Genomic DNA, 22,252 nt, shown 5'->3' with positions numbered 1-22,252 from the left:
ATAAACCACTTATAAAACTAGTCTATAAGTGGTTTGTATTAAAGCATAACTTTATTTAGAACGATTCTGTGAATGTACGAGTCACGACATCTTGTTGTTGCTCTTTAGTTAAAGAGTTGAAACGTACTGCGTAACCAGATACACGAATGGTTAATTGCGGATATTTGTCCGGATTTTCCATCGCGTCTAATAACATTTCACGGTTTAATACGTTCACATTTAAGTGTTGACCACCTTCTACTGCTGCTTCGTGGTGGAAGTAACCATCCATTAAGCCCGCAAGGTTGCGACGTTGTGCTTCTGGATCTTTACCTAACGCATTTGGTACGATTGAGAAGGTATAAGAAATACCATCTTTCGCGTAAGCAAATGGAAGTTTAGCTACAGAAGTTAATGATGCTACCGCACCTTTTTGGTCACGACCGTGCATTGGGTTTGCACCTGGTCCGAATGGCGCGCCTGCACGACGACCATCTGGGGTGTTACCTGTTTTCTTACCATAAACCACGTTAGAAGTAATGGTTAATACAGATTGTGTAGGCACTGCATTGCGATAAGTTTTAAGTTTTTGAATTTTCTTCATGAAACGTTCAACTAAATCACAAGCGATGTCATCAACACGGTTGTCGTTGTTACCATATTGTGGATAATCACCTTCGATTTCGAAGTCGATCGCTACGTTGCTTGCTACAACATTGCCATCTTTATCTTTGATGTCGCCACGAACTGGTTTAACTTTCGCATATTTAATTGCTGAAAGTGAGTCTGCTGCAACAGAAAGACCTGCGATACCACAAGCCATGGTACGGTATACATCACGATCATGTAATGCCATTAATGCTGCTTCGTATGAATATTTATCATGCATATAGTGGATGATATTTAAGGCAGTCACATATTGTTTTGCCAACCAATCCATAAAGCTGTCCATACGAGTCATGACTGTGTCGAAATCTAACACTTCATCCGTGATTGGTGCAGTTTTCGGACCTACTTGCATACCTAATTTTTCATCGATACCGCCGTTGATTGCGTATAACAATGTTTTCGCTAAGTTTGCACGCGCACCGAAGAATTGCATTTGTTTACCAACAACCATTGGTGATACACAACATGCGATTGCGTAATCATCATTGTTGAAGTCTGGACGCATTAAATCATCGTTTTCGTATTGAACAGATGAGGTATCAATCGATACTTTTGCACAGAAACGTTTGAAGTTTTCAGGTAATTGTTCAGACCAAAGAATTGTTAAGTTTGGCTCTGGAGAAGTACCCATGTTGTAAAGGGTGTGTAAAATACGGAATGTATTTTTGGTTACTAATGTACGACCGTCTAACCCCATACCTGCGATGGTTTCAGTTGCCCACATTGGGTCACCAGAGAATAATTGATCGTATTCAGGTGTACGTAAGAAACGAACCATACGAAGTTTCATGACTAAGTGGTCAACTAATTCTTGAGCTTCAGTTTCAGTAAGTTTACCTGCTTTTAAATCACGCTCGATATAGATATCAATGAAGGTTGCAGTACGACCGAATGACATCGCTGCACCATTTTGTGATTTGATTGCTGCTAAGTAAGCAAAGTACATCCATTGAATTGCTTCTTTAGCGTTAGTTGCAGGATTAGAAATATCAAAACCGTAACTTGCTGCCATTTGTTTCATTTGGCCTAATGCACGGTGTTGTTCTGCGATTTCTTCACGTAAACGGATAGTTGCTTCTAGATTTACGCCATCTTCTAAGTCTTTTTGTAAAGAAGTAAATTGTGCGTATTTATCTTTCATTAAGAAGTCAACACCATAAAGTGCGACACGACGGTAGTCACCAATGATACGACCACGACCGTAAGCATCTGGAAGACCAGTTAATACACCTGATTTACGACAACGTAAAATGTCTGGCGTATAAACATCGAATACACCTTGGTTGTGGGTTTTACGATATTCAGTGAAGATTTTTTTCACTTCAGGATCTAATTCACGACCGTAAATTTTGCATGATCCTTCCACCATTTTAATACCACCAAATGGCATAATGGCGCGTTTTAATGGAGCATCGGTTTGAAGACCTACGATTTTCTCTAAGTCTTTATTGATATAACCTGGTGCGTGAGAAGTAATCGTTGAAGGCGTATGTTCGTCAAAGTCTAATGGCGCATGTGTGCGGTTTTCAACTTTAATTCCTTCCATAACGGTTTCCCAAAGTTTTGTTGTCGCTTCGGTTGGACCTGCTAAGAAAGAATCATCACCTTCATACGGGGTGTAGTTCTTTTGAATAAAATCACGCACGTTGACGTTTTCTTGCCAATCACCGGCAACGAATCCTGCCCACGCAACTTTTTGTGCTTCATTAAGTTCTGACATAGTCATTTCCTTTTTTAATTGATAAAAAATAAGTCTTGTTTAGTTCGTTAGTACATTAGTGAGCTTTGGTTAAATAACGTTGGAATAAGCCGATACAAACCGCACCACCCACAATGTTTCCTAACGTTACTGGAATCAAATTCTTCACAATGAAATGATAGAGATCTAAATCTGCATATTTCATTGGATCCACACCAATTTGTTGCCAAAATTCTGGCGTACTAGAATGAGCTGTGATAATGCCTAGTGGAATCATAAACATATTTGCCACACAGTGTTCAAAACCTGATGCGACAAATAAACCAATCGGCATGATCATAATAAATGCTTTGTCTGTAACAGTTTTACCGGAATAAGACATCCATACCGCTACACACACCATAATGTTACATAAAATACCAAGGTTAAATGCTTCAAACCAAGTATGATGAATCTTATGTTGAGCGGTTGCCAAAATGGTTAAACCCCATTGACCATTTGCTGCCATGGTTTGTCCCCCAAACCAAATCACTGCAGCAATAAATAAACCGCCCACAAAGTTGCCCAAATACACCACAATCCAATTTCGGATCATTTGAGCTGTGGTTATCTTACCGCCTACGCGGGCAACTAAGGTTAAAGTAGAAGAGGTGAATAATTCAGATCCTAAAATTACCACCATAATTACGCCTAAAGAGAAGACTAACCCACCGACTAACTTGGTTAATCCCCAAGGCGCTCCTGCGCTTGCTGTTTGTGTCGTCGTATAGAATACAAAGGCTAAAGCAATACAAGCCCCAGCACTAATACCAGACAGAAATGATAAAAATGGGCGTTTTTGCGCTTTATACGCAGCGACGCTTTCAGCATAATCCGTTGCTTCAACTGGTGTGAGAGCAACAGAAGATTGATTTAAATTTTCTGATGCCATATCTAACTCCAAATAGTTGGTTTATTATTTCTTATACTACAACATAGGTATTCCTATACCCGTTTGGTATTCTACTCTCTTATAAAACCATTGCAAGAAATCCCCGACTTATTCCAAAAAAATTTGATATTTTGCAAGTTTTGGTAAATTTTCTGCTCAAAAAATAAAAAAAGCGGAATATCACTATTCCGCTTTTCATATAAAAATAACAACATTAAAACACGATACGATCTCGGTTTTTCTCTAGTGTGGCTTTGCCAATGCCTTGTACTTCAAGTAGTTGTTCTGCCACAGTGAAATTACCGTGTTTTTCACGATACTGCACAATGGCTTCTGCTTTTTTCGCCCCAATACCAATCAGTGCTTTTTGAATGTCTGATGCGCTAGCGGTATTGATATTTAATTTATCACTCACCGTTTGTTGTACAGTTTGTGATGGTGCTTGCACAGCAGTTTGTTGCTGCACTTGCGTTTGCGGTTGAGCCTGCTCTGCTGTCTTTTCTTCTGCAATTGCTTGTGTACTCAACATCGCGCCTGCAATAAATAATGAACTAAATAAATGTTTCATCAATTTCATAAAAATGCCCTTTATTAACAAATAAGTACCGTTGATTCATATCAACAGCGACATTTTTAAGAAACACCGAAAACACGCAAGAAATTGACCGCACTTTTGCGATCCTGATCGCAAAAATTACATTTAAGTAAATGAAAAAACGACCTTAGCGCACTACCACTGCCGTGCCACTTGCAATCACCATAAACATACTTTTATTACTTACTGTTGCGTAATTAATCTCTACGCCAACCACGGCATTTGCCCCTAAAGCAATCGCTTTTTCCTCCAACTCTTTCAAGGCATCTTGGCGTGCACGACTAATTCGACGCTCATAAACACTAGAACGCCCACCAATCACGTCGGTAATAGCCGCAAAAAAATCACGTATGAAGTTTGCCCCTGCAATCACTTCTCCAAAGACAACTTGTTTATATTCTACGATTTGTTTACCTTCAATATTAGGTGTAGTGGTAATAATCATTTTGTATCCTTTAATTCTCGTTAAAAATCAACCGCACTTTAGGCGGTTAATTTTGATTTTAAAACAGCTAATGCCTTCGCACGATGAGAAATTTTCTTTTTCTCTACGGTTTCTAATTCGGCAAAGGTACAGCCTTTTTCAGGGCTAAAAAAGAGCGAGTCGTAACCGAAGCCATTTTCACCTTTTTCTTCATAAATAATCTGCCCGTCACATTCACCTTGAGCAATGATCGGAGAAGGATCACTTGGGTGTTGTAATAACACAATCGTGCTCACAAATTTTGCTTGGCGACGTTCAGTCGGTACATCGGCTAATTCTGCCAATAATTTTTCTCGGTTTTTCGCATCAGCTTCGTCACCATCCACACCTGCATAACGAGCAGAATATAATCCAGGCGCACCATTTAACGCATCCACCACAAGACCAGAATCATCTGCAATAGCCGGTAAACCTGATTTTTCAGATGCATAACGTGCTTTCAGAATGGCATTTTCAACAAACGTTAAGCCTGTTTCCTCTGGACTTTCAATGCCTAAATCCGTTTGAGCAATCACTTCAAAACCGAAATTGGCTAATACATCCGCCATTTCTTTTACTTTGCCTTTATTACCTGTGGCAAGCACAATTTTTTGTTTCATGATTCTGTCCCTCATATCAAACATTGTCTTATTTTAGCATCTCACCAAAAATTTTCGGAATAAATATTGACCTTAACCTTAGGTTAAAGTTTATGATTCGTGCTCATTCAGTTATCACATAGGAGAAAAACATGAAAAAACTTATGACTTTTATCACACTTAGCGCTGCTGCAGTTTCAATTTATGCCCAAGCTAATGAACAACCACATCAAGCACACATGAATATGTCAATGTCGACAGATTCTGCAATGCAACAAGAATTAATGCAAGGTATGAATCAAATGAATCAAGACATGATGGCAGCTGCGCAATATAAAGATCCTGATGTTGCTTTTGCAGCAGGTATGTTGCCACACCATATTGGCGCAGTAAAAATGGCGGAAGTTGAATTAAAATACGGAAAAGATCCTGAGATGCGTAAGCTTGCTGAGAATATTATTAACGCTCAACAGGCAGAAATTGAACAAATGCAAAAATGGCTTAAAGTGCACAATAAAAAATAAAATAACACAAAAAAAGTGCGGTAAATTAACCGCACTTTTTTAATAGAATTAGTTTACTTCTTTTATTCGTAGCTCTTTTGGCACTTCAAAGAACATATTCTCTTCTAAGCCTTTAAGCTCTTCGATACTATCCGCACCAAATTCTTTTAATCGAGCAATCACGGATTGCACCAACTCTTCTGGTGCTGATGCACCTGCTGTTACGCCAATTGTTTCAACACCTTCAAACCAATCTGCCGCTACATCATTTGGATCATCAATCAATTTTGATTTCACACCCATACGCGATGCCAACTCAGCTAAACGATTAGAATTCGATGAGTTTTTAGAGCCTACAACCACCACTAAATCACACTGTTTCGCTAATTCACGCACTGCTTCTTGACGATTAGTTGTGGCATAGCAAATATCGTTTTTATGCGGGCCTTGAATCGCAGGATATTTATCTTTCAATGCACTGATAGTTTCTGCCGTATCATCAAGAGAAAGTGTGGTTTGTGTCATAAAGGTTAAATCATCATTTTCTTGAACCGGCAAGCGCGCAATATCTTCCACGCTTTCAATTAAGAAAATGCCACCTTCGGCATTATTATACTGCCCCATGGTGCCTTCCACTTCTGGGTGGCCTTTGTGACCGATCAAAATCGCTTTCGTCCCTTTACGGCTCGCACGAGCCACTTGCATATGAACTTTGGTTACCAACGGGCAAGTTGCATCAAACACTTTTAACTGACGATCTTTCGCTTCTTGACGAACGGCTTGTGACACACCATGAGCAGAGAAAATCACAATGGCGCCATCAGGCACTTCGCTCAGTTCTTCCACAAAAATCGCTCCACGCTCACGCAAACCATTTACCACGAAACGGTTGTGCACCACTTCATGGCGCACATAAATCGGTGCGCCATGAATTTCAAGCGCTAATTCAACAATGCTAATGGCTCGATCGACACCTGCGCAAAATCCGCGAGGATTGGCTAAAATTATCTTCATTTTTGACCGCTCTTTTTATCACCTTTAAAGGCATCTAATGCTAATAAACCCGCACCAATACAAATCGCAATATCTGCCACATTGAATACCGGATAATGATAAATATCCCAATAAAAATCTAAGAAGTCCACCACAAAACCGTTATACACACGGTCCACCATATTGGCTAACGCACCGCCAATAATCAGCGCATAAGCTGAGTTTTGTAATTTTTGTTCTGCCGAATTCTTTTTCATAAAGTAAGCCAGCATTAAAGAAATCCCAATTGCGAGCACGATAAAGAAATATTTCTGCCAACCATCATGATCAGCTAAAAAGCTAAATGCCGCACCGTAATTTCGTACGTAAGTTAAATTAAAAACGGGCAATATGTTCACGCTTTCATAGAGATCAAAGCGCTGTACCACAATATATTTGGTCAGTAAATCAAGGATAAATGCGACCGCACTTAGCCAAAGGAATGAAAGTCCTGTTTTATTTTTTGTCATAGGAAATTATCTGTCTTTATAAATGGACGATGATTTTAGCAACTCGAACAACCTTTATAAAGTAAAAGGCATCAAATCATAAAAGGCGAACACATTGGTTCGCCTTTCAATGTTAATTATTTTTTCTTCACCGGTCTTTGCCAACCTTGAATATGACGTTGTGGCACACGAGTGATCACCAACTCATCTTTCTCAATATTTTGAGTAATCGTTGAGCCCGCACCGATCGTTGCGCCATCGGCTACAGTAACTGGTGCAACTAACTGCGTATCCGAACCAACAAAAACATTGTTACCGATGATTGTTTTAAATTTATTGGCACCATCATAGTTACAAGTAATCACGCCCGCACCAATGTTACAGTTTTCACCGATTTCTGTATCACCCACATAAGTGAGGTGATTTACTTTAGAACCTTTCCCTACTGTAGATTTTTTAATTTCCACAAAGTTGCCCACATGGGTTTCAGCCGCTAATTCAGCACCTGGACGTAAACGAGAGAATGGGCCAATCGCTGCTTTCTCACCAATTGTGGCATCTTCTAAAACAGAATAAGGCTTGATTTCAACATCATCACCAATGGTCACGTTTTTCAATACACAACCTGCACCGATTTTTACACGGTCGCCCAAACGCACATTGCCTTCCACAATTACGTTCACATCAATTTCAACATCTTTACCGTGTTCTAATGTCCCGCGCAAATCAAAACGAGCTGGATCAATCAACATGACGCCTGCAAGTAAAAGTTTTTCTGCTTGTTTACGTTGATAATAGCGTTCCATTTTGGCTAATTGTAGGCGGTTATTCACCCCTTCAACTTCCATAAAATCAGTTGCTTGAACAGCTACAATCGGACAACCATCTTGATGAGCTAAGCCAATTACATCAGTAATATAAAACTCACCTTGTGCATTATTATTATCTAAACGCGCTAACCATTTTTTGAAACTTGCACCATCTGAAACTAACACACCTGTATTAATCTCTTGAATTTTGAGTTGCTCAGGCGTTGCATCTTTTTGTTCAACAATCCCTACAACTTTGCCATTTTCACGTACGATTCGACCATAACCTGTTGGGTTATCTAATACGACCGTTAACACTGCGATACCATTTTCAGGTTTCGCATCGATTAATTTTTGCAATGTTTCCGGTGTAATCATTGGGCCATCGCCATACACCATTAAAACATTTTCATCATCACGGAAAAAAGGCATTGCTTGTTGCATAGCATGTCCTGTACCCAATTGTTCCGCTTGGAACACCCAGTTCACGCTTTCATTTGCTAAACGCTCACGCATTAATTCGCCACCGTGACCATAAATCAAATGCACGTTTTCCGCACCTAATTGATTTGCCGTATCGATCACATGTTTTACCATCGGTTTACCTGCCACTTTGTGCAAGACTTTAGGTAAATCAGAATACATACGAGTGCCTTTACCGGCTGCTAAAATCACCACGCTTAATGCTTTATTTGTCATAAATTTTTCTCTTCTTTATAAAAAATTTTGGGCGTATTCTATCGTAGAATGGAGAATATGATAAGCCATTTAATTTTCATACATTCCTGACAAGACAAGATTGTATAAAAATCTCAAATCCTGTAAACTATCCTCCCGTCTTGATAGCTAATCATCTTTTTCTTTTATTTTTGACCGCACTTTTCAGCATTCTGCACAAATTTGCATAAAAGATGATTGGCTATAATCATTTTTATCCCAACACATTTTAGGTCTCTCACTATGGCTACAAATTATATTTTCGTCACAGGCGGTGTGGTTTCATCGTTAGGTAAAGGTATTGCTGCAGCATCATTAGCAGCCATTTTAGAAGCACGTGGCTTAAACGTGACTATTATGAAATTAGACCCTTACATCAACGTAGATCCGGGTACAATGAGCCCAACCCAACACGGCGAAGTATTCGTGACACAAGACGGGGCGGAAACCGATTTAGACTTAGGTCACTACGAGCGTTTTATTCGTACCAAAATGACAAAACGCAATAATTTCACCACCGGTAAAATTTATTCTGAAGTATTACGCAAAGAGCGTCGTGGTGATTATTTAGGTGCGACAATTCAAGTTATCCCGCACATCACCAATGAAATTAAAGATCGCGTGATTGCCGGTGCGCAAGGCCATGATGTAGTTATCGTGGAAGTAGGCGGAACAGTGGGTGATATTGAATCACTTCCATTCTTAGAAGCACTGCGTCAACTTGCCGTGCAAGTAGGACGTGAGCATACTATTTTTATGCACTTAACGTTAGTGCCATATATCCCAACGGCGGGCGAGGTGAAAACCAAGCCAACACAACATTCTGTAAAAGAATTACTTTCGATTGGTATTCAACCAGATGTGCTTATCTGCCGTTCAGATCGCATGGTTCCACCAAATGAGCGTGCAAAAATCGCCTTATTCTGTAACGTGCCAGAACGTGCAGTCATCTCATTAAAAGATGTGAATTCGATCTACCAAATTCCAGCATTATTGAAATCGCAAGGTTTAGATGAATTCATCTGCCAACGTTTCCACTTAGACTGTCCTGAAGCGGACCTTTCTGAATGGGAACAAGTGCTTTATCAAGAAGCCAACCCTGTGGGCGATGTCACCATCGGTATGGTAGGTAAATATACTGAATTACCAGATGCGTATAAATCAGTGAATGAAGCCTTAAAACACGCAGGTTTGAAAAACCGTTTAAGCGTGCATATCAAATACATTGATTCACAAGATGTTGAAACCAAAGGCACTGACGTATTAAAAGGCGTAGATGGTATTTTAGTACCAGGCGGCTTTGGCTATCGCGGTGTAGAAGGCAAAATCTTGACTGCAAAATATGCACGTGAAAACAATGTTCCTTACCTCGGTATTTGTTTAGGGATGCAAATTGCATTAATCGAATACGCGCGTAATGTTGCAGGTCTTGAGAAAGCGAATTCATCTGAATTTGATCGTAACTGTGAGCAACCTGTTGTGGGCTTAATTACAGAATGGCAAGATGCGGAAGGCCACATTGAAACCCGTGATGATAATTCAGATCTCGGTGGTACGATGCGTTTAGGAGCACAACAATGCCATTTAATTGAAGGTTCAAAAGCGCGTGCATTATATGGCAAAGAAACCATTGAAGAACGTCACCGTCACCGTTATGAAGTGAACAATAATCTGCTTCCACAAATTGAAAAAGCAGGTCTTAAAGTGACGGGCTTATCTGCGGATCGTAAATTAGTGGAAATCATTGAAGTACCGAACCACCCATGGTTTGTGGCATGTCAATTCCACCCGGAATTTACATCAACACCACGTGATGGTCACCCATTATTCGAGGGCTTTGTCAAAGCAGCCAGAGAAAATCAGTTAAAAACTGAAAAGTAATTTGTTGATAATACGATGAAAAAGTGCGGTCAAAAATTCTTGTGTTTTTGACCGCACTTTGTATTAATAGGGAATAAAATTATCTATGCCTTATTCACTCATTTAATAACGGATAACTAAAAATGAAACTTGCCGTAATGTTACCTGCATACAATGCAGAAAATTTTATCACTGAATGTTTAGATTCATTGGTGAATCAGACATTTAGTGATTTTTGTATTCTTGCGGTTAATGATGATTCTACCGATAACACAGGCAAGATTCTCGAGAATTATGCAGCGAAAGATGCTCGCTTACGCGTTTATCACTTTTCTGAAAACCAAGGTGAACCTGCCGTAATGCAATTCACTATGGATATACTTAAAGAGATGGATGTGGAATATGTCGCTCGCATGGATGCCGATGATATTTGTGTACCACACCGTTTTGAAAAACAAGTTCAATATTTAGATAAGCATCCTGAAATTGATATTTTAGGAAGTAATGCTCTGCTCTTTAATGATGGGCAAACTGATAAAATGACTAAAGTGAGTACACTTCCTCTTTTAGATAAAGATATAAAAGCACATTTTTCTTTAGCTCGTGACAATATCATTAATCCCTCTTCAATGTGGCGACATTCTAGTGTCAAAGTGCTCGCCATTAATTATGCCAAAACCGCCACAGCGCCCGATTTTCATATGTGGGTACAATGCGCATTACACAAAAAGAAATTTGCAAATTTACCGGAGCCCTTGTTGCTTTATCGACTACATCCCGGACAAGAAAGTAAAAAACAAGAAAAAATTAGCGAGGCCGTTCAATACTCGATGGAACTCTGGATCGGCCATTTATTTCCTGACTTAACATTGAAAGAAGTGAGCTTACTAAGCCGAACGTTACACGAAAAATCCATTAAACTCAGCAAGGAAGAGTTTGAAATGGCATTTTCGGCTTACGATAAGGTTCAATCTACTCGTGAGATTTCATTATTTGGAGAAGATCGACATACGATGTTCAGCATTTTAGACCAACGCATCCAATTATTGAAAAAACTTTTATATCAATGCGTTCAATAACGCTTTGATTTCTACCATTCTACTTCCCCAATTTAAATAGGATTGGGGAAATTTTATTCATTTAATCTCAAAGCGCGGTCATTTTTAACCAAATTTTTGCAATAACATCACCGCACTTTACATATCCAGCCTATTTCTCAAAAATGGCTTCGACGGTTAATTCCTTGTAGTGATAGCCCTTTTCTTGACTAAATTGCATTTCAAGTGAACCTAAATAGATAGCAAAACTTGGCGCATCAATTTTTAGTAAGTCTTTACGGATGAGTTTAAGATCTGATTCCGCCAGTTTTTTCATTGAATCTAAATGATGTTGTTGAAAGACCTGTTTAATATGCTGATCCATATCGGTACAATATCTATCATGTTCTTCAACAAAACAAACTTCGGCTCGTTCTTTTGGCTCATTCTCTTCTTTTTTCGAGCTGTTATCGTCCACACGATAGAATTGATAGACTGGCACATGGATCCATTTTTTATATGAACTCACATCAATTGATGACCATTCAAACTCAGCTTCTCTAACCGGACTATTTTGCAGAGCCATAATGTCGCTATCATTGATACGGAAAGAATGTTCATAAACATCCAATGAAATCAGTTCATTCGCTTTTTCACCATATCTTCGTACAAAGGCTTTTCGTTTCTCTTCATAATTAGAGCTGTCATAAGGCCCTAAGTCCAAACGATGGACTAAATAATCAGATACATCATCTAATTCATTCCAATCTTGGCGTTCGTTTTCTGGCATATTTTCTAAACGACTAAAAAAATCCACATCATCACGAATTTTTCCTTGCCCATCAGATAAATTAAGCTTTGTGAGTAAATGCTCAAAACGTTCCGTTTGGCTTTGATAAGCGATTTCTTTTGGTTTCACCACCCAAGTCATGGCAAAAATTGCGGCCATTACAACGACAGAAATCAAACGATATTGGCGAATTTTAGGGATGATTAAAATGGCATAAGCCACCGTAATCGCTGAGGCTAATGCCACTAAATAAATCCGTTGTTCAGTCCAAGCATAGGCACTTATTCGACGGTCAATGGCCAACCATAGCAGTACAATGGGCACAATGGAAAGGTATGGGAAAAACTTAAAGAAACCATCCCAATTTGCTTTAATACTAATACTACGTAAAGCGTAAACACCTAAGCCACCAACTAAATAAGGCAACGCAATATTCGACACCATCCCTTTGGGTAAGGCCTCTGCTAAGATAATTTTGCCCACATAAGCATAAAGTAGCGCAGTAAAAATCATCAAGGCGGGCGCTAAGATAAAATTTACTAAAATTTCAACGCTACGATTTAGCGTCATCTCTGTATTTTCTTGGCGCTGTTGAAAAACCAAAAAGAATAAAGGAAGACAAAATGCGGTAATTGAGGAATAAAGATGCTTTTGAAACCATTCACTAAAATCAATATTAAATAATGCACTGATTGAAGCCAAAATTGCAGCGACCAAACCAGAGACGAGCCCCCAGCCAGCGATGGATGACGTGATGTAATATAGCGTCGTAAAATTACGATAAGTAAAGGCTTGATTGTTTCTGAAAAATGGAAAACCACATAATATCAATAATACAATAAATTGAGCGCTCCAAAACTTAGGGCTATAAGCATAAAAATCAGCATTATCATTCACTTGCCAAATGGTGAAAACGGCAATAATCGGCACAATCCACGAAAAACGATACCAGGCATAAGGGCGAGATAAATAAATAAAGACAAACAGCATCGGCTCAAATAGCCAATAAGCTAAATGATCTTTTTCTGAATTCATATCCACAAACCAAATCCCAAGAGCAAACGTAGCAATCATGAAGATTTCAATCGGATGGGTGGATATCGCTGATTTTATTCGTGTTTTGGTTTGGTGAAAAAAAGTCGAAAGAGACATAATGATTCCTTTTTCAATGCAAGAAAGTCTCAATTAAGAATAAATAATTCGTCGTAAAATAATACGAAATTTCGTGCAACTGTAACTAACTTTTGAAGGCAATTCCACTGAAATAAAAGAAATAATTGGCGAAAAAGAGACAAAAACTTACCGCACTTGATTGAAAAATAAGATACAGATCAAAGTGCGGTCATTTTTCCAAGACAAATTTCTAAATTTGCTTTATTATATTCCCGTTTTAGGTTCGCCTAACTAATTTTAATTAACTTTAAACAGAGGAAAACAAAATGGCAAAAATCGTTAAAGTCATTGGTCGTGAAATCATCGACTCTCGTGGTAACCCAACTGTAGAAGCTGAAGTTCATCTTGAAGGTGGTTTCGTTGGTTTAGCAGCTGCTCCATCAGGTGCATCTACCGGTTCTCGTGAAGCATTAGAATTACGTGACGGCGACAAATCTCGTTTCTTAGGTAAAGGTGTATTAAAAGCGGTTGCGGCTGTAAACGGTCCTATCGCAAATGCATTAGTGGGTAAAGAAGCGTCTAACCAAGCTGAAATCGACCAAATCATGATCGATTTAGACGGTACTGAAAACAAATCTAACTTCGGTGCAAACGCAATCTTAGCGGTATCTTTAGCAAACGCAAAAGCAGCAGCTGCGTCTAAAGGTTTACCTCTTTACGCTTACATCGCAGAACTTAACGGCACTCCAGGCGTTTACTCTATGCCATTACCAATGATGAACATCATCAACGGTGGTGAGCACGCAGATAATAACGTTGATATCCAAGAATTCATGATTCAACCAGTTGGTGCGAAAACATTACGCGAAGCACTTCGTATCGGTGCTGAAGTCTTCCACAACCTTGCGAAAGTATTAAAATCTAAAGGCATGAGCACGGCTGTAGGTGATGAAGGTGGTTTCGCACCTAACTTAGCATCTAACGCTGACGCTTTAGCATGTATCAAAGAAGCTGTAGAAAAAGCAGGTTATGTATTAGGCAAAGACGTCACTTTAGCAATGGACTGTGCATCTTCTGAGTTCTATAACAAAGAAACTGGCAAATACGAAATGAAAGGCGAAGGCCGTTCATTCACTTCTCAAGAGTTCACACACTATCTTGAAGAATTAACTAAACAATACCCAATCGTGTCTATCGAAGATGGTCAAGATGAATCTGACTGGGAAGGTTTCGCATACCAAACTAAAGTGTTAGGCGACCGCGTTCAATTAGTGGGCGACGACTTATTCGTAACCAACACCAAAATCTTAAAAGAAGGTATCGAAAAAGGTATCGCAAACTCTATCTTAATCAAATTCAACCAAATCGGTTCTTTAACTGAAACTTTAGCAGCAATTAAAATGGCTAAAGATGCAGGTTACACAGCAGTTATCTCTCACCGTTCAGGTGAAACCGAAGATGCGACTATCGCTGATTTAGCGGTTGGTACAGCAGCAGGTCAAATCAAAACTGGTTCTATGAGCCGTTCTGACCGTATTGCGAAATACAACCAATTAATCCGTATCGAAGAAGCATTAGAACGTGCTGGCACACCAGCTCCGTTCTTAGGTTTAAAAGCGGTTAAAGGTCAAGCGTAATTCACGCTGAATTTACTGTAAAATCTCACCGCACTTTGCACAAAAGTGCGGTGTTTTTTTAAGGTGTTTTTATGAAGACACAATCTGATTCACTTCTTACTGAACCTTGGCTATCTTGGGCTATCGAAATCCAAAGCATTGCACAAAACGGGCTAACTTATTGCAAAAATATCTATGATATTGAACGCTATGAACGCTTGCGGGATTTGTCTGCTGAAATGCTCGCTTATAAAACAGCAATACCCAAAGAAACCGTCAAATCATTTTTCTGCAATGGGGCAGGTTATCAAACCCCTAAAATCGACTCGCGTGCAGCTATTTTTAAAGATGATAAAATTTTATTAGTACAAGAAAATGATGGACTTTGGTCACTGCCTGGCGGCTGGATAGATGTGCTAGAAACCATTCATAGTAATACGATTAAAGAAGTACGCGAAGAAGCGGGGCTTAATGTTAAACCGACTTTCATTATTGCTATTCACGAACAACATAAACGAAATTTTCCGCCTTTTGCGCATCCTGTACTCAAAACCTTCGTCATGTGCGAACCATTAAGTGGTGAATTTCAACCAAATAGTGAAACTGTGCAATCTGCCTATTTTGCGTTGAGTGAACTGCCACCAATGAATGAAGAAAAAAATACGCCCGCACAGGTTGAACTTTGCTTTCAAGCACACCATAGTAGTCACTGGACTACACAATTTGATTAGGAAATACCATGTTACATTTAACCCTCGAAGATCAACTCTTTCTCGGTCAACCAAAACAAGTCGGCACACACTCGACTGTGCATGATCATCTGGCGGTAATGTTTGAAGATGATGGCGAAACCGGCTATTTTTATGCATTAGATATGCGTCAAAATGCGCAGCCTGTTGTCGATTGCTTACATGTTTATAATGTTGATAACACACGCAATCACCACGAAGCACGTAAATTAGAAATCTGCTGGGATGAAAGTGGTTATTTAGCCTTATTGCTCATTAACGGCTATCCCCATGCTGTATTTGATTTTGCCCATTTGATCGGCTATAACACCAACAAACATCCTCAGCCTGACTTAATGAGCATGTGGACACACGAAGAAATCACCAATGAACGTGCGACAGCATGGCTTGGTGTGAATACGATTAAATAGGATTAACTATGCGATTTTACCGCGGTCTTCAGCCTTTCAAGGTCATGAGTTTTGATCTTGATGATACCCTTTACGATAACAGTGATGTCATTCGTTTAGCCGAAGAACGCTTTCTTCAATGTGTGCAAGAACACGCGCAACTAAGCGATCTTACCTCAGAATATTGGCGAGAATGGAAATGGCAATTGGCGGAGAAAGATCCCTTGATTGCTGAAGATGTGATTGCCTGGCGCGTCGAAACGTTACGCAACTTACTGACACATCATGGTAAAAGTGCGGTTGAAATTGACCGCACTTTAGCGCTTGCCATGGAAGAATTTATTGAATGGCGACATAAAATTAATGTCCCCACTGAAAGCATCGAAGTGGTGAATCAACTGAAAGATCGCTACCCACTTAGCGTGATTACTAACGGTAATGTGATTGCAACACGTATTGGATTTAAACACTTTCAGCTGAGTTTACGTGGTGGAGAACAAGGCAGAGCGAAACCTCATCAAGATTTGTTCCACCAAACCGCCCATTATTTTGGCGTAAAACCGAGTGAAATTTTACATATCGGTGATAACTTAACCACGGATGTTCAAGGCGCCATTCAAGCTGGCTGCCAAGCTGTATGGATTAATTTATCGGGTAAAAACCTCAATTCATTTACTGAAGCAAGTGTTTTGCCTACATTAGAAATCAATCATTTAACTGAATTATTAACACTTTAACCCTATGATGAAAAAGAAAAATCAAATTCTCGTCAGCCTTTCCATTGTGGCTTTATTGGGCGGTTGCTCAGAAGAGCAAGTTCAACGAGATGTTTATAATAGCCTTGAGGATTGTTTAGCCGATTGGCAAAAAATTGAATTGTGCGAAGCTGACCAATCTAATGAAAATAACAGCGGCACAACTGCACATGCTGGATCTGGTTCCTCTCTCTCGGGCAATTTAAATACACGTCCAAGCAATAATAGTGAATGGTCAGAAGACAATCAGACCGTTAAACAAACCTTAAATCCTGATGGTGCAACTCATTCTGGCAATTCAAGCAGCACAGAGGGAGCAAGCCACACTAGCTCAGCAACAGGAGAAGGACACGGCAGTATGGGTAGTGCGATTGCAGGTGCAGCAATGGGCTATATGATCGCGCGTACGATGGGCTCATTTTTAGGCCCTAGTTACAATCCAAGCAATCGTGCCGTCTCAACGCCAACGGGTCAAGTTATTCAACCGCAAACTAATCGTTCTGTCGGTAAGCCCGTATTAGTTAAAGGCAATGCAGGCAGTACTTACAGCAAACCAGTTTCACGCGGTGGCTTTAAAAGTTCTAACTCAAGTAGTAGCCGTAGCTCAGGCGGTTAAATATGAAACGAATCACAGGCTTTCCTACTCGCCCCAATATGGTGCAACAATTATTAGATGTGGGCTTTGATTACTATAACCTGCCTTCCTCTGATGGCTCCCATTATTGGTCGGACAATGTAGCATATGAATTTACCCTAGCGGAAATCGATCGTATTGAAGACGCCACCAACGAATTGCATGCGATGTGTATGGATTTTGTTGCCGATGAAATCAAACAAGGTGATTATGCCTATTATCGCTTCACCGATTTACAGAAAAATCTGATTGAACAAACATGGTCTAAAAACGTACCGCACTTATATGGCCGTTTTGATTTTGGTTATGACGGTGAAAACCTCAAAATGTTTGAATACAATGCCGACACCCCAACTTCCCTGCTTGAAGCTGCCGTGGTGCAATGGCAATGGTTAGAGCAAATTGAAGGCTTAGCGCATCGTGACCAATTCAATTGGATTCACGAAGAATTGCTTAATCGCTTTCAGTTTATTCAACAGCAAACTGGATTAAAAGATTTCCATTTTAGTGCCATGCAAGAAGCAGGCCGTGAAGATTGGGGCAATATCGATTACCTAGCGGATGTGGCTTACAACGCAGGTTGGCATATTCATCAGCTTGCTATTGAAGACGTGGGTTACGATAAAGACAGTCAGCAATTCCTCGATCTGAATAATCAACCTATTGATTGTTTATTTAAGCTCTACCCACTTGAATGGATGACCACGACAGAATATGCACCACACATGCTTAACTCATCCACCACCTTTATTGAACCGGCGTGGAAATTACTATTAAGCAATAAAGTGCTATTGGCGAAATTATGGCAAAAACATCCAAATCATCCATTATTACTACCCGCTTACTTTAGCAAGCATGATATTACAGATCGCCAATCAATATGGGTGAAAAAACCAACCTTAGGCCGTGAGGGCGCGAATGTTTTTTACTATGAAAAACGTAATGGTCTAGAATTTGCCGCCAAAGGTAGCGAACATTCTGCCTTTTACGATCAAGCAGGTTACATCTATCAACAAAAATTTGAACTGCCAAATTTTGATGGCATGTACCCTATGATTGGTTCTTGGGTAGTGGGTGATGTGGCTTGTGGCATTGGATTAAGAGAAGATTTTACCCCAGTTACCGGCAATGATAGCCACTTCATTCCGCATTACTTTGTGGAATAAAAACAACGCAAAAACTGACCGCACTTAACAGATAATAAGGAGATAAATATGTATCCATTTAGTTTTCAAAACCCTACTCGCATTGAATTTGGCCTCGATAAAGAAAAAGAGATGGGGAAATATATGCACGAATACGGTGCAAAAAAGGCCTTAATTATCTATGGCAGTGAGCGTGTCAAACAATCCGGTTTATTTGAAGATGTGGCGAAAAGCTTGCGTGAGCAGGGAATTGAATATATTGAATGTGGTGGGGTAAAAAGCAACCCGACAATCAGCAAAGTCCGTGAAGCCGTTGTAATGGCGAAAGCCTTCGGTGCAGATAGTGTGTTGAGTATCGGTGGTGGATCTTGCCTTGATAGTGCAAAAGCGATCGCGGCTGGTGCATGCTATGACGGCGATACTTGGGATTTCTTTAAAGGCACACCGGTGCAAAAAGCATTAATGATTTTCGATGTGATCACCCTTGCGGCAACAGGCAGTGAAATGAACTGGGGCTCAGTCATTACCAATGAAGAAACACAGCAAAAATATTCGATTCATAGCAATCATTTATTCCCAAAAGTATCAGTCATTAATCCGAAATTACAAGCGACTGTCAGCCGTGATTATTTAGTGTATTCTGCTGCAGATATTATTGCTCATTCGATTGAAGCCTATTTCACGGCGGAATATCGCCCTGAAATTATTGATTTCTTAGTAGAAAGCAATATTAAAACCGTTATTCGCACCACGGAAATCTTGCTTAATGACCCACAAGATCTCAATGCACGTGGTGAATTTGCCTGGGCGGCTACACTTGCGTTAAATGGTTTAACGCATTTAGGTATCTCACCTTACGGTTTCCCAAATCATATGATTGAGCATTCCATGAGTGCGATTTCAGATGTGCCACATGGAGCTGGGCTTTCTGTGATTATGCCTGCATGGATGCAATGGTATCAATCTCAAAGACCTGCTCAATTCAAACGCTTTGCTAAAGAAATATTTGGCCTAGATAATGCTGAAGAGGGTATTCAAGCTTTAAAAACCTGGTTTGATAAAATCGGCACACCAACTCGCCTTGAACAACTTGGCATTGATGATAAAACCTTATCTGAAATTGTCGATAATGCGGTTCAAACCGCTATCAGAGCGAAAGTGGAAAAAACGTATACTAAAGAAGCTATTGAAGCCATTTTCGCTTTAGCGAAGTAATCTCTCATAAGAAAGAGCAGTCAAATTCAAAATATAATGAAATTTGACCGCTCTTTTTATATTCTCAATATTTCACTTTATTGAAAAGAACACAAAAAAATAACCGCACTTTAGTTACCCAAAGTGCGGTTAATTTGAATTAAGTTTTAACGCTTAATTATAGTGAAGCTTGATCAACAGCCACACCAGCACCCATAGTTGTAGAGATGCTTACTTTCTTGATAAAGATACCTTTTGCAGTAGTTGGTTTTGCTTTGTTTAAAGCAGCCAATAATGCTTGAAGGTTTTCTTTTAATTGAACTTCAGAGAAGTTTGCTTTACCAATTGTTGTGTGGATGATACCGTTTTTATCGTTACGATAACGGATCTGACCAGATTTAGCATTTTTAACTGCTTCAGCAACGTTTGGTGTTACGGTACCAACTTTAGGGTTTGGCATTAAACCACGTGGGCCTAATACTTGACCTAATTGACCAACAACACGCATTGCATCAGGAGAAGCGATAACAACGTCAAAGTTCATTTCGCCTTTTTTGATTTGCTCTGCTAAATCTTCCATACCGACTAAATCAGCGCCAGCTTCTTTAGCTGCATCTGCGTTAGCACCTTGGGTGAACACAGCTACGCGTACTTCACGACCAGTACCGTGTGGTAATACTGTTGCACCACGAACGTTTTGGTCTGATTTACGAGGATCGATACCTAAGTTTACTGCAACGTCAACACTTTCAACGAATTTAGCTGTTGCGAATTGTTTTAATAACGCGATTGCTTCGTTGATTTCGTATGCTTTAGTAGAATCTACGCCAGCTTTGATTGCTTTCATTTTTTTAGTCAATTTAGCCATCGTATTATTCCTCCACCACTAAGCCCATTGAGCGAGCAGTACCAGCAATTGATTTCATTTTAGTTTCGATAGTCGCGCCAGTCATATCTGCTGCTTTAGTTTCAGCGATTTGACGAACTTGATCTAAAGTTACTTTACCCACTTTATCTTTGTTCGGTTTACCAGAACCAGATTTGATACCTGCAGCTTTTTTCAATAATACTGCTGCTGGTGGAGTTTTAGTAATGAAAGTAAATGAACGGTCTGCATATACAGTGATAACAACTGGAATTGGTAAACCTTTTTCAATGCTCTCAGTACGAGCGTTGAATGCTTTACAGAATTCCATGATGTTCACACCTTGTTGACCTAATGCAGGACCAACTGGTGGTGATGGGTTTGCCATACCAGCTGCAACTTGCAACTTAACGTATGCTTGGACTTTTTTTGCCATTTTTTAGTTTCCTCTAAATGGGTGATAACGCCGAAATCGGCTCCCCTGTTAATGAAAGGCTGTATTTTAATTAATCAGCCTCGAAATTTCAAGCAGAAAAACTACTCGAAAAACAACCGCACTTTATTTTTTAAGTGCGGTCATTAAATTTCTTATTTTGGAAAAGGGAAATTAACGTGTTTTTTCCACTTGACCAAATTCAAGCTCAACTGGTGTTGCACGACCGAAGATCGATACTGATACTTTTAAGCGGCCTTTTTCGTAATCTACTTCTTCAACCGTACCATTAAAGTCTGCGAATGGACCTTCTGTCACACGCACTTCTTCACCTGGTTGATATTCTTTACGATGACGTGGTTTTTCAGCACTTTGCTCTAAACGATTTAAAATTAAATCCGCTTCACGTTTAGAAATTGGTGCTGGTTTATCTGGTGTCCCCCCGATAAAGCCCATTACACGTGGTACACTTTTCACTAAGTGCCATGTGTCATCATTCATTGCCATTTCAACTAATACATAGCCAGGGAAGAATTTACGTTCACTTTTACGACGTTTACCTGCTACGTTTTCAACGACTTCTTCAGTCGGCACTAACACTTCGCCAAACTGATCTTCCATTTGTTGTTGTTTGATATATTCACGCAATGTGATTGCAACACGACTCTCAAAGCCTGAGAATGCTTGCAATACATACCAACGTTTTTTGGATACGTTTTCAGTTTCGCTCATTTTAGAATCTCAAATCAGTTAAGAAGTTAATCAATGCAATGATAATTGAATCAATTGCCCAGAAGAATAAAGAAGTAAGCACCGTTACTGCAATAACGATTAAAGTTGTTTGACGTGTTTCTGCACGAGTTGGCCATACCACTTTACGACCTTCAACTTTTGCTTCGCTAAAGAATGTACGAGCTTTTGTACCTTGGTTGGTAATTGCAGCGAAACCAAAGGCAATTAATAAGGCGACAACTACGCCAACTACACGCACAGGTAAAGAAAAGGCTTCTTTAAAATAAACGTTACCAATTGCTGCTGCGGTAAAAAATGCCACAGAAAGAATCCAAAGAAGCGTGTTTAAGCCTTTTGATTTTCCTTCTACGACTTGTTCTTGGTCGTGTTTCTTTTTCTCAACAATTTCAGTTGCCATAATTGAATCCGTATAAAATAAGGGATAAATAATTTTTAGATTAATTTCAGAACGTGCGATTGTAGCATTTTCTTTCG

The 22,252-nt window shown here is 39.6% G+C and carries 23 protein-coding genes; 10 read left to right on the top strand and 13 right to left on the bottom strand.

Translation table 11 applies throughout. The features are described from left to right. Positions 1-55: 55 nt before the first annotated feature. From pflB to rdgB, 5 genes are all read right to left on the bottom strand, one after another. Entirely contained in the window at positions 56-2,368 is a 2,313-nt protein-coding gene (gene pflB / locus DPV81_RS05680) for a formate C-acetyltransferase (protein ID WP_165818966.1), read from the bottom strand. Positions 2,369-2,423: 55 nt separating this feature from the next. Next, the gene (gene focA, locus DPV81_RS05675) at positions 2,424-3,278 is read right to left on the bottom strand and encodes a formate transporter FocA (RefSeq protein WP_049364775.1); all 855 of its coding nucleotides are present in this window, start codon (positions 3,276-3,278) and stop codon (positions 2,424-2,426) included. A gap of 214 nt (positions 3,279-3,492) precedes the next feature. Continuing rightward, positions 3,493-3,855: a helix-hairpin-helix domain-containing protein gene (locus tag DPV81_RS05670; protein WP_111387190.1), complete on the bottom strand. Its 363-nt coding sequence runs from the start codon at positions 3,853-3,855 to the stop codon at positions 3,493-3,495. Between the two features lie 145 nt (positions 3,856-4,000). After that, on the bottom strand, positions 4,001-4,318 hold the full coding sequence (locus tag DPV81_RS05665) for a heavy metal-binding domain-containing protein (RefSeq protein WP_005695251.1): 318 nt from the start codon (positions 4,316-4,318) through the stop codon (positions 4,001-4,003). A gap of 38 nt (positions 4,319-4,356) precedes the next feature. Next, entirely contained in the window at positions 4,357-4,956 is a 600-nt protein-coding gene (rdgB, locus tag DPV81_RS05660; RefSeq protein WP_111387188.1) for an RdgB/HAM1 family non-canonical purine NTP pyrophosphatase, read from the bottom strand. A gap of 131 nt (positions 4,957-5,087) precedes the next feature. Between rdgB and copM the strand changes: the two genes are divergently transcribed. Continuing rightward, the gene (gene copM, locus DPV81_RS05655) at positions 5,088-5,459 is read left to right on the top strand and encodes a CopM family metallochaperone (RefSeq protein WP_111387186.1); all 372 of its coding nucleotides are present in this window, start codon (positions 5,088-5,090) and stop codon (positions 5,457-5,459) included. A gap of 48 nt (positions 5,460-5,507) precedes the next feature. Here the strand turns inward: copM and ispH are convergent, their stop codons facing one another. The 3 genes from ispH to glmU all read right to left on the bottom strand — a co-directional run bounded on the left by ispH (position 5,508) and on the right by glmU (position 8,427). Further along, positions 5,508-6,452: a 4-hydroxy-3-methylbut-2-enyl diphosphate reductase gene (ispH, locus tag DPV81_RS05650; protein ID WP_111387184.1), complete on the bottom strand. Its 945-nt coding sequence runs from the start codon at positions 6,450-6,452 to the stop codon at positions 5,508-5,510. Beyond that, positions 6,449-6,940, bottom strand: a complete 492-nt coding sequence (gene lspA, locus DPV81_RS05645; protein WP_111387182.1) for a signal peptidase II — start codon at positions 6,938-6,940, stop codon at positions 6,449-6,451. Before lspA ends, ispH begins: the two co-directional genes overlap by 4 nt. 116 nt (positions 6,941-7,056) lie before the next feature. Next, positions 7,057-8,427, bottom strand: coding sequence for a bifunctional UDP-N-acetylglucosamine diphosphorylase/glucosamine-1-phosphate N-acetyltransferase GlmU (gene glmU, locus DPV81_RS05640; protein WP_111387180.1), 1,371 nt, complete (start codon positions 8,425-8,427; stop codon positions 7,057-7,059). Positions 8,428-8,688: 261 nt separating this feature from the next. Between glmU and pyrG the strand changes: the two genes are divergently transcribed. After that, the gene (pyrG, locus tag DPV81_RS05635) at positions 8,689-10,326 is read left to right on the top strand and encodes a glutamine hydrolyzing CTP synthase (protein WP_049384837.1); all 1,638 of its coding nucleotides are present in this window, start codon (positions 8,689-8,691) and stop codon (positions 10,324-10,326) included. A gap of 122 nt (positions 10,327-10,448) precedes the next feature. Beyond that, complete coding sequence (locus DPV81_RS05630) at positions 10,449-11,384, top strand: glycosyltransferase family 2 protein (RefSeq protein WP_049384838.1); 936 nt, start codon at positions 10,449-10,451, stop codon at positions 11,382-11,384. Positions 11,385-11,514: 130 nt separating this feature from the next. Here DPV81_RS05630 and DPV81_RS05625 read toward each other — a convergent pair whose 3' ends face one another. Beyond that, positions 11,515-13,206, bottom strand: a complete 1,692-nt coding sequence (locus tag DPV81_RS05625) for a DUF4153 domain-containing protein (RefSeq protein WP_243583381.1) — start codon at positions 13,204-13,206, stop codon at positions 11,515-11,517. A gap of 365 nt (positions 13,207-13,571) precedes the next feature. On the opposite strand from DPV81_RS05625, the gene eno reads away from it, so the two are divergent. From eno to DPV81_RS05590, 7 genes are all read left to right on the top strand, one after another. Beyond that, complete coding sequence (gene eno, locus DPV81_RS05620) at positions 13,572-14,882, top strand: phosphopyruvate hydratase (RefSeq protein WP_111387178.1); 1,311 nt, start codon at positions 13,572-13,574, stop codon at positions 14,880-14,882. A gap of 71 nt (positions 14,883-14,953) precedes the next feature. Further along, complete coding sequence (locus DPV81_RS05615; protein WP_111387176.1) at positions 14,954-15,592, top strand: NUDIX hydrolase N-terminal domain-containing protein; 639 nt, start codon at positions 14,954-14,956, stop codon at positions 15,590-15,592. Between the two features lie 8 nt (positions 15,593-15,600). Beyond that, a complete protein-coding gene (locus tag DPV81_RS05610; protein ID WP_049364023.1) occupies positions 15,601-16,020 on the top strand; it encodes a DUF2251 domain-containing protein in 420 nt (139 codons plus the stop codon). 8 nt (positions 16,021-16,028) lie between these two features. Continuing rightward, positions 16,029-16,736, top strand: a complete 708-nt coding sequence (locus DPV81_RS05605) for an HAD-IA family hydrolase (RefSeq protein WP_111387174.1) — start codon at positions 16,029-16,031, stop codon at positions 16,734-16,736. Positions 16,737-16,743: 7 nt separating this feature from the next. After that, the gene (locus tag DPV81_RS05600; protein ID WP_165818970.1) at positions 16,744-17,370 is read left to right on the top strand and encodes a DUF1190 domain-containing protein; all 627 of its coding nucleotides are present in this window, start codon (positions 16,744-16,746) and stop codon (positions 17,368-17,370) included. Positions 17,371-17,372: 2 nt separating this feature from the next. Beyond that, the gene (locus DPV81_RS05595) at positions 17,373-18,554 is read left to right on the top strand and encodes a glutathionylspermidine synthase family protein (protein ID WP_111387170.1); all 1,182 of its coding nucleotides are present in this window, start codon (positions 17,373-17,375) and stop codon (positions 18,552-18,554) included. Positions 18,555-18,602: 48 nt separating this feature from the next. Continuing rightward, positions 18,603-19,748, top strand: a complete 1,146-nt coding sequence (locus DPV81_RS05590) for an iron-containing alcohol dehydrogenase (protein WP_111387168.1) — start codon at positions 18,603-18,605, stop codon at positions 19,746-19,748. 157 nt (positions 19,749-19,905) lie between these two features. Here DPV81_RS05590 and rplA read toward each other — a convergent pair whose 3' ends face one another. From rplA to secE, 4 genes are all read right to left on the bottom strand, one after another. Then, a complete protein-coding gene (rplA, locus tag DPV81_RS05585; RefSeq protein ID WP_005695230.1) occupies positions 19,906-20,595 on the bottom strand; it encodes a 50S ribosomal protein L1 in 690 nt (229 codons plus the stop codon). A gap of 4 nt (positions 20,596-20,599) precedes the next feature. Beyond that, complete coding sequence (rplK, locus tag DPV81_RS05580) at positions 20,600-21,028, bottom strand: 50S ribosomal protein L11 (RefSeq protein WP_005695228.1); 429 nt, start codon at positions 21,026-21,028, stop codon at positions 20,600-20,602. Between the two features lie 171 nt (positions 21,029-21,199). After that, on the bottom strand, positions 21,200-21,757 hold the full coding sequence (nusG, locus tag DPV81_RS05575; RefSeq protein WP_005695227.1) for a transcription termination/antitermination protein NusG: 558 nt from the start codon (positions 21,755-21,757) through the stop codon (positions 21,200-21,202). Position 21,758: 1 nt separating this feature from the next. Further along, positions 21,759-22,175: a preprotein translocase subunit SecE gene (gene secE / locus DPV81_RS05570; RefSeq protein ID WP_005695226.1), complete on the bottom strand. Its 417-nt coding sequence runs from the start codon at positions 22,173-22,175 to the stop codon at positions 21,759-21,761. Positions 22,176-22,252: the final 77 nt, after the last annotated feature.

Source organism: Haemophilus parainfluenzae (assembly GCF_003252795.1).
GTDB lineage: Bacteria > Pseudomonadota > Gammaproteobacteria > Enterobacterales > Pasteurellaceae > Haemophilus_D > Haemophilus_D parainfluenzae_K.
This window is presented reverse-complemented; position numbering and strand designations above follow the sequence as displayed.